Source organism: Achromobacter sp. MUI-25009338 (assembly GCF_057359325.1).
The window spans coordinates 996690-1008944 of the sequence record NZ_CM170627.1 but is presented as its reverse complement, the minus strand read 5'-3'; the positions used below and the strand labels follow the sequence as shown (position 1 = coordinate 1008944).

11 protein-coding genes are annotated in these 12255 nt (G+C 68.8%); 8 read left to right on the top strand and 3 right to left on the bottom strand.

Going from position 1 to position 12255, the window contains the following annotated elements; genetic code table 11:
• Nucleotides 1-60: 60 nt before the first annotated feature.
• On the bottom strand, nt 61-1278 hold the full coding sequence (locus tag AC1IQ6_RS04615; protein ID WP_485865942.1) for a hypothetical protein: 1218 nt from the start codon (nt 1276-1278) through the stop codon (nt 61-63).
• A gap of 279 nt (nt 1279-1557) precedes the next feature.
• On the opposite strand from AC1IQ6_RS04615, the gene AC1IQ6_RS04610 reads away from it, so the two are divergent.
• The 7 genes from AC1IQ6_RS04610 (at nt 1558) to hpaI (ending at nt 8027) form a co-directional block, all read left to right on the top strand.
• Nucleotides 1558-2844 carry an MFS transporter gene (locus AC1IQ6_RS04610; RefSeq protein WP_485865941.1) on the top strand — a complete coding sequence of 429 codons (1287 nt, stop codon included), beginning with the start codon at nt 1558-1560 and terminating at the stop codon, nt 2842-2844.
• Between the two features lie 133 nt (nt 2845-2977).
• Nucleotides 2978-3799 (top strand): fumarylacetoacetate hydrolase family protein, encoded by an 822-nt coding sequence (locus AC1IQ6_RS04605; RefSeq protein ID WP_485865940.1) that lies wholly within the window; start codon nt 2978-2980, stop codon nt 3797-3799.
• The gene (locus tag AC1IQ6_RS04600; protein ID WP_485865939.1) at nt 3796-4221 is read left to right on the top strand and encodes a nuclear transport factor 2 family protein; all 426 of its coding nucleotides are present in this window, start codon (nt 3796-3798) and stop codon (nt 4219-4221) included. The genes AC1IQ6_RS04605 and AC1IQ6_RS04600 overlap by 4 nt, the downstream gene beginning before the upstream one ends.
• A 10-nt stretch (nt 4222-4231) precedes the next feature.
• On the top strand, nt 4232-5242 hold the full coding sequence (locus tag AC1IQ6_RS04595; protein WP_485865938.1) for an ornithine cyclodeaminase family protein: 1011 nt from the start codon (nt 4232-4234) through the stop codon (nt 5240-5242).
• Complete coding sequence (hpaH, locus tag AC1IQ6_RS04590) at nt 5242-6045, top strand: 2-oxo-hept-4-ene-1,7-dioate hydratase (RefSeq protein WP_479731781.1); 804 nt, start codon at nt 5242-5244, stop codon at nt 6043-6045. Before AC1IQ6_RS04595 ends, hpaH begins: the two co-directional genes overlap by 1 nt.
• Nucleotides 6046-6087: 42 nt before the next feature.
• Nucleotides 6088-7191, top strand: coding sequence for a cupin domain-containing protein (locus AC1IQ6_RS04585; protein WP_485865937.1), 1104 nt, complete (start codon nt 6088-6090; stop codon nt 7189-7191).
• A gap of 17 nt (nt 7192-7208) precedes the next feature.
• Complete coding sequence (gene hpaI, locus AC1IQ6_RS04580; RefSeq protein ID WP_485865936.1) at nt 7209-8027, top strand: 4-hydroxy-2-oxoheptanedioate aldolase; 819 nt, start codon at nt 7209-7211, stop codon at nt 8025-8027.
• Here hpaI and AC1IQ6_RS04575 read toward each other — a convergent pair.
• Entirely contained in the window at nt 8009-8920 is a 912-nt protein-coding gene (locus AC1IQ6_RS04575; protein ID WP_479731095.1) for a LysR family transcriptional regulator, read from the bottom strand. The two genes, hpaI and AC1IQ6_RS04575, sit on opposite strands and share 19 nt — an antisense overlap.
• Nucleotides 8921-9019: 99 nt before the next feature.
• On the opposite strand from AC1IQ6_RS04575, the gene AC1IQ6_RS04570 reads away from it, so the two are divergent.
• Nucleotides 9020-9778: an SDR family oxidoreductase gene (locus tag AC1IQ6_RS04570; protein ID WP_485865935.1), complete on the top strand. Its 759-nt coding sequence runs from the start codon at nt 9020-9022 to the stop codon at nt 9776-9778.
• Nucleotides 9779-9967: 189 nt separating this feature from the next.
• Here the strand turns inward: AC1IQ6_RS04570 and AC1IQ6_RS04565 are convergent, their stop codons facing one another.
• Nucleotides 9968-12178 (bottom strand): TonB-dependent receptor, encoded by a 2211-nt coding sequence (locus AC1IQ6_RS04565; RefSeq protein ID WP_485865934.1) that lies wholly within the window; start codon nt 12176-12178, stop codon nt 9968-9970.
• Nucleotides 12179-12255: the final 77 nt, after the last annotated feature.

The following is a 12255-nucleotide window of genomic DNA, read 5'->3' as shown; positions in this document are numbered from 1 at the left end:
GCAGGCGCAGCGTCGGGCTACGCCTGCCCTTGCGCTGCCTTTGGGCCGGCCGCTGCTCACTCAATTGGTCAGCAGCCTCACCGTCTGCGGGTTGTAGCCGGCATACGCGCCCCCGCAAGCCGAATACGGCTGCACCGCCGCGGGCATGCCCGTGGCGCGGATCGCCAGGTCTTTGCCGCCGGCGCGGATTTCCTTGTAGCGCTCGGCGGCCACGGCCCCGTCGGGCAGGAAATAAAGAAGCACGCGGGTCAGGCCGCCGTCCGGATCGTTCCTGCCGGCGGCGCCGAAGACCGGCACCGACACCGCCGCCTCGCGCCAGGCCTGCGGCGCTTCCTGGGTCTGCCAGCGCACGCGCAGCGGCTGCTCCAGGTCGAGCAGCACCGGGCTGCCGCCGCGCCCCGGGTCGCATGGCTGCGACAACAGGCTGCCCGCGGCATACGGCCCCATGTCGTAGGCCAGGCCATTGATCTCCACCCGGGCGATGGTCTCGGGCGTGTAGTTCTCCATCCCGACGATCGCCAGGCCCGGAATGCGAGCCGCCGCCATCCGGTCCTCGGTCATGCCCGAAAAGCGCGCCAGGGTCGGCGCCACCTCGACATGGTCGGCATAGTGGTAGTACTGGTACACCAGCAGCCCGGCCTCGCCGTATCCGTACGCGGGCAGCAGCTTGTCCAGTTGCGGATACGGCAGGCGGCGCAGCGGCAGCGAGGCAGCGCGCTTGCCGTCCGCGTCGGCGTATTGGTAGCGCTCGACTGTCTGCTTCAGGCGCGAACCCTCATACGGAAACGCCGCGCCGGAGGACGGCCCCGGATAACGGCGGAAACTGGAAAACGCCCGGTTCCCGGCCGAGGCCGGCTCCAGGTACGGCGACGCGCCCATCGACGTCGAAGCCTGGCGCATATCCAGCCAGATCGTGTCCCCGCTCAGATTCACGTGCGTCTCGGCGATCGCGGGATGCGCCTCGCTGAAGCGGTCGCGCCGGCCCTGCTCGATGGCGTCGCCGACCGGCACGATCAGAAGCGCCAGCAGCGTCGGCAGGAAAAGCAGCGCGTGCACGCGCCCGGGCACATGGCCCCGGCCGCGCACCATGTACACGATCCAGGTCAGCGCCAGCACCAGCGCCAGGGGACCGCCGAACAACACGCCATAGCTGAGCAACGCCGCCATGCCCCAGCCCAGGTTGTCGCTGGACACGGCCACCACGCCCAGGAAGGCCACCAGGCCCGCCAGGAGCAAGGAAACCGCGATGCCAAACCAATAGCCCCGAATGTTCTTCAACTGGACAGTCCTCTTCAATAGGCCCGGCCGCGCGCCATCGCGCCCACCCTTCGTTTCCAGGCTTTGGGGGACAGTTTAAACTCGGGCGGCGGCCGCCGAAGGCATGCACCAGGGTTCGCATCCCCCACGCCGGTAGGCCGGTTTTCATCGCGGCAGGCACTATTCATCCGGTGCATATTGCCGATGCAGAAGTTTCAGTTTTTTCACGTAATGCGCTCGGCTAAATTGGCCACCACGCTATCCCAGAATAGCCAAGGTCAAAACAGCAAGGAGACATACGTGGACAGTTCTATCGGGAACTATGCGGCGCGCGGCGCAGCCGACGTTGCGGCCCAGCGCGTGCAGAACCGGCGCAGCGTCGCCCTGGTCGCCGCGACGTCGCTGGGCCTCGCGGGCGGCTACACCGCCCTGTTCGCCGGCACCACCGGCGTGTTTCTACTGCCTATCGCGCAGTCGCTGGACGTGGGACGCGGCACGGCCGCGAGCTGCATGGCGCTGGCTTCGCTGGGCCTGGCCGCCAGTTCGCCGGTGGCCGGCAGGCTGATGGACCGTTATGGCTATCAGCGCGTCATCGGCGTTTCCATCATTTGTTTCGTGTTGGGCCTGCTGCTGCTGGCCGCCGGCCCGCTGACCACGACGGCGCTGGGCATCAAGACCTTCCTGCTGGGCCTGCTCGGCGTGGCCACGTCGCCGGTCGGCTATCTGCCCATTCTGGCCTACGCCTTCGAACGCCGCGTCGGGCTGGCCTTCGGCATCGCCTCGATCGGCGCCGGAATCGGCGCGGCGCTCGCGCCGCTATTCACAGGCTGGATGATCCGCCATTACGACTGGCAGACGGCATACCTGCTGCTGGCAGCCGTCGCGGCCGTCATCGGCTTCATCGCCCATTCCATGCTGCGGCGCATTCCGGCCCAGGCGCAGACAGCCGGCGCGAAACCGGCAGACGGCCTGACGGGCGACGCGCCCAAGACCGCCTTCACCAACCCGCGCTTCTGGCTGATCGGCCTGTGCGTGGCGCTGATCGCGGCCGTGGGCCTGGGCAGCATCGTGCACGTGCCGGCGCTGCTCTCGGACAACGGCATATCGCCGGAGATGGCGGCGGCCGGGGCTGCGTTCTCCGCGATCGGCCTGACGATGGGGCGCTTCCTGGTCGGCGTGCTGCTGGACCTTATCCAGGCTCGGGTGCTGGCCAGCGCGGTGTTCCTGCTTGGTGGTGTGGGCGTGGCCCTGCTGGGCACCGCCACGCACGACACGCCCTACATGCAGCTTGCGCTGGGCGCGATGCTGACCGGCATGCTCATCGGCGCCGAGGGCGACCTGGTTCCCTTCTTCGTGAAGCGCTACTTCGGACTCAAGAATTTCGGCGCCATCTACGGCGTGCTGATTTCACTGTTCTGCCTGGGAACGATGTTCGGCCCCGCCCTGTACGGCCTGGCCTTCGACCGGTTCAACAGTTACGACATCGTGATGGTGACCGCCGGCATCGTATGCGCCGCCTGCGCGCTCGCCATCCTGACTATCGGCGCCTACCGCTATCCCGATCCGCACCAGGCGGCCCGCGCCTGAGGCGCCATAGCCGAGCCGCCCCGCCGGGGCGGTCTCCGCTTTCCCCGGTCATGCCCATCCGGCGCAGGCTTACGCCCGCGTCCAGGGCGGAGCATTCCCGACAGAACCGTTTTCCGTACAGGAGGCAACAACCATGAAAATCGCAAGGCTGGAACACGATGGCCGCGCCGTCTGGGGCATCGTCGGCGAGCAATCCGTCGAACTCCTGCCCGGCGCCCACGACTACGCCGAGGCGCTGGCCGCCGCGGCGTCCGCCCCCGGACGCACCGCGCTGCCGCACACCGACGTACGCTGGCTGCCTCCCGTGCTGCCCGGCGCCAAGATCATCTGCGCCGGCCTGAACTACGGCAGGCACGCGCAGGAAATGGACCGCGGCCCGGGCTCGTATCCCTCGGTGTTTCCGCGCTACGCGGACTCGTTCGTCGGCCACGGCGACGAAGTCGTGTGCCCGATGAACTCCGAACAACTGGACTACGAGGCCGAGCTGGCGGTGGTGATCGGCAAGACCGCGCGCCACGTCCCCGTGGAGCGCGCCATGGAGTACGTGGGCGGCTACACCTGCATGGCCGAAAACTCCGTGCGCGACTTCCAGATGCACAACCGCCAGGCCGCGCCGGGCAAGAATTTCGAACGCTCCGGCGCACTGGGCCCGTGGATCGTGCCGGCCGATGCGCTGAAAGATCCGCGCGAGGTGCGCGTCATCGGCCGCCTGAACGGCGACGAAGTGCAGAACGGCGGTCTGGACGACCTGATCTTCTCCATTCCGGTGCTGGTCTCCTACCTGAGCGCCTTCACCACGCTGCGCGCGGGCGACATCATCGCCACCGGCACGCCCGAAGGCGTGGGCATGACGCGCACGCCGCCCCGCTACCTGCGTCCCGGCGACCGCTTCGAGGTCGAGGTGACAGGCGTGGGCGTGTTGCGCCACGGCGCGCGCCAGGAGGATCGGGCATGACCGCGGCGCAGCAGCTCGATTGTCTGAAGGTGGTGTACGAGTTCTTCGATGCGCTGGACATGCACGACCACGCCCGCGCGCTGGCCCTGTTCGCCAAGGACGGCGTATGGGAACGGCAAGGCAGCGCCCTCACGGGCCAGGCCACCATCGGCGCGGCGCTGGAACAGCGCTCGCCGCAACGCCGCACCTTCCATGCCGTGTGCAACCCGGTCGTCACGCTGCATGCCGCCGACCAGGCCACCGTGCGGTTCTACCTGATGGCCTGCGAAGCGCGCCTGGACCAGGACGGTGCGCAGCCGTTCGCGCCCGCCGGGGTGCGCCGCTGCGAAGACCGGCTGGTCCACGACGGCCGGGCATGGCGCATCGCGCGCAAATCCAGCCAGCCGCACCTGCCGCCGGCCGCCTCCCATTCCCCTACTTGAGATGACTACGATGAAAAATGCCGCTCTCTGGCTGACCGAAGCCGAAGTCGCCGGGCTCGTGCCCATGGACGACGCCATCGACGCGCTGGAACGCAATCTGATCGAGATCGCAGACGGCGCCGCCTTCAACGTGCCCAAGGCGCTGGGTTCCCTGGGCAACGGCGGCGCAATGCACGCGCTGGCCTCCGCCTCGCCGCGCCTGGGCGTGTGCGGGTTCAAGACCTGGGTGCACACGCCCGATGGCGCCAAGGCCGTGTTCGCGCTGTTCGACAGCAACGACGGCAGCCTGCTGGCCATGATGGAGGCGAACACGCTGGGCCAGATCCGCACCGCGGCCATGACCGCGCTGGGCACCCGCTGGCTGGCCCCGGCCGCGGCCGACGATCTGACCATCGTGGGCGCCGGCAGGCAGGCCATTGCCCAGGTCTGCGCCATCGACGCCGTGCGGCCCTTGCGCCGCGTACGCGTCTGGAGCCGCGACGCCGGGCGCCGCCAGGCCTTCGCCGAGCGCGTGCGCGCCGAACTGCCCCAGGCCGAAGTGACGGCGGCGGACAGCCTGGAAGCGGCCGCCGACGGCGCCTCGCTGGTCACGCTGGTGACCCGCGCCGCCGAGCCTTTTTTCGGGGCGGACCTGCTGGCCCCGCATGCGCACCTGAACGCCGTGGGCGCCATCCTGCCGGCCAATGCCGAATTCTTCCCCGACGTGTTCGACCGCGCCCGTGCCGTGGTGGTGGACGACCTGGACAACGCCCGCCGCGGCTCGCGCGAACTGCGCGAACGCTATGGCGCGCAGGCGGCGCAATGGCCCGAGGTGCAGTTCCTGTCCGACGTCATCAAGCGCGGCGGCCTGCCCCCCGGAGGCGGCGGCGACATCACGCTGTTCAAGGCCATGGGCATGGGGCTGTCCGACCTCGCCATCGCCGCGCTGGCCTATCGGCGCGCCTCGGCCGCCGACGGTGCGCCGCGGACCGTGCCGCTGACCGCGGCCGCGCCGATCCGCTGGTCCAGGAGCGCCGCATGATGCTGACCGACGCCCAGATTGCCGCCCTTGCCGCCGAACTGGACCAGGCCGAACGGACCCGCACGCAGGTGCGCCACTTCTCGCGCCGCTTTCCGGACATGACCGTGGCCGACGGCTATGCGATCGCGCGCGCCTGGTGCGGCCTGAAACGCGCGCGCGGCCAGCAGGTGCGCGGGCACAAGATCGGGCTGACCTCGCGCGCCATGCAGCAGGCCAGCCAGATCGACGAGCCGGACTACGGCACGCTGTTCGATTCGATGTTCTTCGACAGCGGCCGCGACATCGCCTTCGAAACGTTCATCGCGCCGCGCATCGAGGTCGAACTGGCCTTTATTCTCGCCCGCCCGCTGCGGGGGCCCGGCGTGACCCTGTTCGACGTGCTGCGGGCCACCGAGTTCGTCACGCCGGCGGTGGAAATCATCGACGCGCGCATCGAACAGTTCGATCGCGAAACGCGCGCGATCCGCCGCGTCACCGACACCATCTCGGACAACGCCGCCAACGCCGGCGTCGTGCTGGGCGGCAGGCCGGTGCGCGCCGACGCGGTCGACCTGCGCTGGACCGGCGCGCTGCTCTACCGCAACGGCGTCATCGAAGAATCCGGCCTGGCCGCGGCGGTGCTGGACCACCCCGCCCACGGCGTGGCCTGGCTGGCGAACCGCCTGGCCCAATGGGACGAGGGCCTGGAAGCAGGCGAGGTGGTGCTTGCCGGCTCGTTCACGCGCCCGGTGGCGGGCGCGCGCGGCGACGGCTTCCACGTGGACTACGGCCCGCTGGGCGCCATCAGCTTCCGGCTGGCTTGAACCGGCCTATCCAGAAATTCCATCTGTACAGCGGAGAATCGAATGTCCGAGACCAATTATCGTCTGGTGAACGTCAGCGGCGCCGCGCCGGTCCCCATCACCCACTGGGCGCCGGTGCTGGTGCCGCGCGCCGCCATCGAAGCCGAGATCCAGCGCCTGGCCGACGAGCCGGCGCCCCATGACGGACGGCGCGCCGCCGCCATCGTCCACCCCGAATGCGCGGACGGCACCCAGGGCTTCGCGCCGGGCGTGGACGTCACCATCGAAGTGCTCAGGCCCGGCGAGCAGACGCGCCCCATGCTGCGCAACTCCAACCAGATCCACTTCGGCGTCCGGGGGTCGGGCGAGATCCTGGTCGGCAACGAAACCCTGGCCTCGGGCCAGTGGGACGTCGCCTCGATCCCGTCCATGCAGCCCTACAGCTTCAGGAACACGGGCAAGGAGCTGTGGGTGCGCCTGGTCTACTCGAACGCGCCGCTGCTGCGCAAGCTGGGCGTGCACTGGTCGGACTACGCGCAGGCCGGCTGGGACGCCAAGGCCGTCGCCTCGACGGCGGGCGTGAACGTGAACATCAACCGCGCCAATGCGCCCGACATCCAGATCTCGCCCGAAGGCGCGCGCCTGCGCGGCTATGAATTCCTGACCGATATCGAGGTGGTGGAAAACCGTCCGCTGGTCTGGCCCTGGGAAGCGGCCGCGCCGCTGCTCTCGCGCGAGCGCGGCGACGGCCTGCGCAACATCATCCTGCTCTACAACCCGGCCACCGAGCGCCGCAACGGCACCACGCACTCTTTCTTCGCCACCCTGTTCTCGATTCCCGAAGGCGTGCCGCCCCGGCCCGTGACGCGCGGCCACAAGCACAGTTCCGTCGCGATCAACTACCACTTCGCCGGACGGGGCAAGAGCGTGGTCGACGACGAGACCATCCACTGGGAGGCCGGCGACCTGCTGCTGTCCGGCCCTGCATGGTCCGAGCATGCCCATTACTACGACGGCCATGGCGCCCACGTGCTGACGATCCAGGATCATCCCCTGCACATCGGCATGGAGTCGCTGATCTGGCAGGAACGCATGGACGGCCCGATCCTTAACCTGGGCTCGGAGGCCGGCCAGAAAGGCTACGTCGGCCCGCGCCAGGCCGGCTGAAGCCCGGGAGAACCTGGATGCAGATACCGCGCAACACCTTTCGCGACGCATTGCGCGCCGGCGAATCCCGCATCGGCTTGTGGGTCGGCCTGGCCGACGCCAACGCCGCCGAACTGCTGGCCGGCTGCGGCTTCGACTGGCTGCTGCTGGACGCCGAACATGCGCCCAACGACGTACGGACCGTGCTGGACCAGCTGCGCGCCGTCGCGCCGTATCCCGTCCACCCCGTGGTGCGGCCGGTGCGCGGCGACACGGCGCTGGTCAAGCAGTACCTGGACGTCGGCGCGCAGACCCTGCTGGTGCCCATGATAGACACGGCGGAACAGGCCGAATGCATGGTCAGCGCCATGCGCTATCCGCCGGACGGCGTGCGCGGCATGGGCGCCGCGCTGGCGCGCGCTTCGCGCTGGAACCAGGTGCCGGACTATGCGAACCAGGCCGACGCGCAGATGTGCCTGCTGGTGCAGGCCGAGACCACGCAGGCCCTGGAGAACCTGGACCGCATCGCCGACGTGCCGGGCGTGGACGGCGTGTTCTTCGGCCCGGCCGACCTGTCCGCGTCCATGGGCTACCGCGGCCAGGCCGACCACCCGGAGGTGCGCCGGGCGATCCTGGACGGCATCGCGCGTGTACGCGCCGCCGGCCGCGCGGCCGGCGTGCTGATGGCCAACCCCGAGGTGGCGCGCGTCTACCTGGCGGCCGGCGCGCAGTTCGTCGCCGTCGGCGTGGACACCACGCTGCTGGCGCAATCGGGCCGCGAGCTGGCGAGGCGCTTCAAACAGATGCCGGCCGCGGCGCCCGTTAGCGGCCGCGATGCCTATGGCGCGGCTTCATAGCGCGGCGACTGGAACAGGTCCAGGAATATGCCGCGCAGCCAGGTGTGCGCCGGATCGTCGTCATGGCGCATGTGCCAGTACATCTGCACGTCGAACACGGGCGCCGGAAACGGCACCGGGTGGATCTCCAGCGAGGCCCGGCTACCGAGGTGGCGGCCGATGCGCGAGGGCACGGTAGCCAACAGATCGGAGCTGCCGATGACTTCCGGCAAGGCGAAATAGTTGGGGATGCGCAGCATGATCTTGCGCGACACGTTCAGATCGGCCAGGCCATCCTCCACCGGATCGTCCGGCGGCATGATCATCGCATGGTAGCTCTGTTCGAACGCCTCGCGGGTCAGGGCCTTGCGGCGTCCGGGCTGCTTGCGCCGCAGCACCACGCAGCCGTCCTGGAACAGAGACTGCTTGCGCAGCGTCTGCCGCTGCATGTTGAGGTGCCCGACCGCGATGTCCACCTCGCGGTCCCGCAGCATCCGCTCGTACAGCGCGCGCGGCGCCTGGAAGATCGCCAGCTTGACCTGTGGCGCGTCCTCGCGCAGCCGGCTCATCAGCGCCGGCGCAAGCAGCATCTCGCCCACGTCGGAAAGCAGCAGGCGGAATTCCCGGGTGCAGTCCTCGGGCCGGAAATTCGACGAATCGATCAGGGAGTCCTTGATCGTTTCAAGCGCCGCCCGCACCGGCGGGGCCAGCCGCTCGCAGCGCGCGGTCGGCTCAAGCCCGCCTGGCGTACGCACGAACAGCCTGTCGGACAGGGCCTCGCGCAAGCGACCCAGCGCGTGGCTGACCGCCGGCTGGCTGAGGTTGACCTCTTTGGCCACCTCGGTGAGGTTTCTCAGCCGATACACGGAATCGAAAATTTTCAGGAGATTCAGATCCAGCCTGTTGATGTCCATCGGCGTCCCCTCTGTTTTTTCGCTTGCATCGCCGCCTCGCCGGGCGCGGCCGCGCGGCAAGCATAACCCGCGGCGTCCCGCCCGCATATGGAGTCCATCATGGCCGCAGTATCCCCGCAACGGCAAGACCTGTTCGTCATCACCGGCGCCAGCCGCGGCATCGGCGCGCAGATCGCGCGGCAGGCCGCGCTCACGCATTCCGTGGTCATGCTGTACCGGCACGCCGGCGACGCCGCCGAGCGCCTGGTCCGGGAAATCGCGGACGGCGGCGGCCGCGCCTGGGCGCTGCAGGCCGACGTCGGCGACGAGGCCGCGCTGTGCGAGGCATTCCAGCGCATCGATGCGCTGGGCCGCCTGGCGGTGCTGGTCAACAACGCCGGCGTAACCGGCGGCGTCTCGCGCGTGGCCGACCTGCGCGGCGAGACGCTGGCCCAGGTCCTGCAAGTGAACGTATTCGGCGCCTTCGTGGCCGCGCGCGAGGCCGTACGGCGCATGTCCCTGCGCAACGGCGGCGCGGGCGGGGCCATCGTCAACATCTCCTCCGGCGCTTCCGTGCTGGGCGCGCCCGGCGCCTGGGTGCACTACGCCGCCTCCAAGGGCGCCGTGGATACGCTGACCATAGGCCTGGCCAAGGAGGTCGCGGCCGAAGGCATACGCGTGAATGCGGTGCGGCCCGGCGTGATCGACACGGACATACACCGGCAGCGCACACCGCAGGCGCTGGACGCGCTGGTCGGCGCCATTCCCATGGGCAGGATGGGTACGGCGGCCGAGGTGGCCGAGGCCGTGCTATGGCTGGCCTCGCCCGCCGCCGCCTACGTCACGGGCTGCCTGATGGACGTGCGCGGCGGGCTGTGACTCCCGCCGGCGTTCACGCCGCCGCCGATGCCCGGAGACGATGCACGACCTGAGGGTCCTTGCCCTGGTCCAGCGCGTTCAACACGAAGTCGAATGACGATAGCCGCGAGCTGAGGCAGTTTCTGGCGCTGGTGGACGAAGCGCAGGAGGACACAAACGCGTTCCGGGCCCGCTCAGGCGCGACCGGTTTCAAAAGTCCATTGAAGCGGACAGCATGAACGTGCGCGGCGCGCCGAGCGCCAGGCTCGACAGCTGAGGCATCGCCCAATAGGCCTTGTTCGTCAGATTGGTAATGCTGGCTCGCAGCATGACGGGATGGTCGGCCACCCTGGTCGCGTAACGCGCGCCCACGTCGTAGGTCGTGTGCCCGGCGACCGACAGGGAATTGTCGGCGCTGATGTATTGCTTGGACACGGACGTCGCATTGGCCGTCAATGTCAGGCCCTGCACCGCCGGCACGTCCCACTCCACGCCCAGCTTGCCCTGAAGCCTGGGAATGCCTGTGGCCTGCCTGCCTTCGTTGGCGGCAATAGCGGCTTTCGTGACCTTGGCGTCGATGTACGCGACGCCGCCCATGAGGCGCACGCCCGGCATCGGCTCGCCGAAGAAGCCCCATTCCACGCCTTGATTGCGTTGTTTGCCGCCGAACGAAAATACGTTGGTGACGGGATCCACATAGCTGTTCGGCCTGTTTATCTCGAACAGCGCCAGCGTATGGGTGAAGTCGCCCAGGTCGACCTTGAGGCCGACTTCCTTCTGCTTGGTCTTGTACGGCGGAAAGAGCTGCCCCGCATTGGCGGCGGTTATCGGCGCGGTCTGGCCCTTGCTCAGGCCCTCGATATAGTTCGCGTAGAAGGAGACATTGTCCGTCGCCCTGATTAGCAGCGCGGCGGCCGGCGAGTTGGCGCCCGCGTCATAGCGGCCGGTCAACGCCCCGGTCGTCGGATTCAGGGTATCGCTGCGGACTTCCTGCCGACGCACGCCCAGGGTGAGCTGCACGCGGTCTTCGGCGAAGGACAGGGTGTCGGCCAGGCCGTAGCTGACCAGGCGCGTCTTGCTGCGCAATATCGGCGGCCAGAAGCCGGCGGGAGCCGGCCCCCAGTCGGGGTCATAGATGTTGGTGACCCAATCCGCCCCGGGCACCGAGCGGCGGCCATAGTCCCGCTGGTCGTCAGAGTAGTACGTGGCGTTTAGCACCCACTGGTGCCCGATCGCGCCGGTCCGCAGCTTGCCGCGCAACCCGGCTTCGCCCGACGTCTTTTTCAGGTTCATGTTCAACTGGCCCATCGAAGTGCGCAAGTCGCCCGCGTCGTTGAACACCTGCGCCGACATGGCGCCGCTGTAGGTGTACTCCGTTCTGCTGGCGCCGATCGCCGCGTAGGCCATCAGGTTGTCGCCGACGTCGAACTCGCCGCGGATCATGGCCCCCCTGTCCTGGTTCTTCGCGTAACCCCAGTTTGGATTCAGCAGGGTGTCGGCCTTGGGCGGCCTGGGCACGCCGATGCCGGGCGCAAGGTTGATGCCGCGCGTCACGCCGTCTATGCGCTCATCGCTGTCGTACAGGTCGGCGGAAACGCGCACGCGCTCGCCGCGCCAGTCCAGCCCCAGCGCCGCCAACTGCGCGCGTCTCTTTTGATGGTCGATGGGGCCGTCTCCATTCCGGTACACGCCGTTAAAGCGCAGGCCGAACTGCTGGTTCTCGCCGAAGCGCCGGCCCAGGTCCACGTGTCCGCCGAACTGCGCGTCCGACATATAGGTCGCGCTCAGGCGCGTCAGCGGCTCCACGCCGGCGCGCTTGGGCACCAGGTTGACGGTCCCGCCCACCGAGCCCCCGGGAGGCATGCCGTTCAGCAGGGCGGACGGCCCCTTCAGGACCTCGATGCGTTCGAACATGTCGGGCATGGTCCGGTAGTACGGGGCCATGCCGAACAGCCCATTGAACGACGTATCCGTCGTGCTGGTGTTGAAGCCGCGTATCGAGTAGGCCTCGCTCCATGCGCCCGCCACGCCATTGGTGAAAACCGACGGATCGGTCCTGGCGATTACGTCGGTGATGTCCCTGGCCTGCAGGTCCTCGATGTATTTTTCCGTATAGCTGATGACGGAAAACGGCGTCTCCATGAAATCCTTGTCGCCGAGAAAGCCCACGCGGCCGCCATACGTGACCTGTCCGCCCGCGTATGGCGTCGCCGACGCCTCGGCCTGCCCCGAGACCGTCACCGCCGGAAGCGTCTTCACCCCCGTCTCGGCGGCCTCCTGGGCCAGCGTCGCCGGCGCGACGGCGCCCAGCATCAGGCCGGACAGGGCTGCGGTGAGACGGTTGAAGAAAAGTACGGGGTCTGCCCGCCGTGCTTGCGGCGAAGGCAGTGCGACGCGGCCGCTATGGCGACGTTTGCTCATGGAATGCTCCGTTCGGTTGAGCTTGGATCGCCTGGAAACATCAGGCGACTGGGAATCATTTACATCTGGACCGGCAA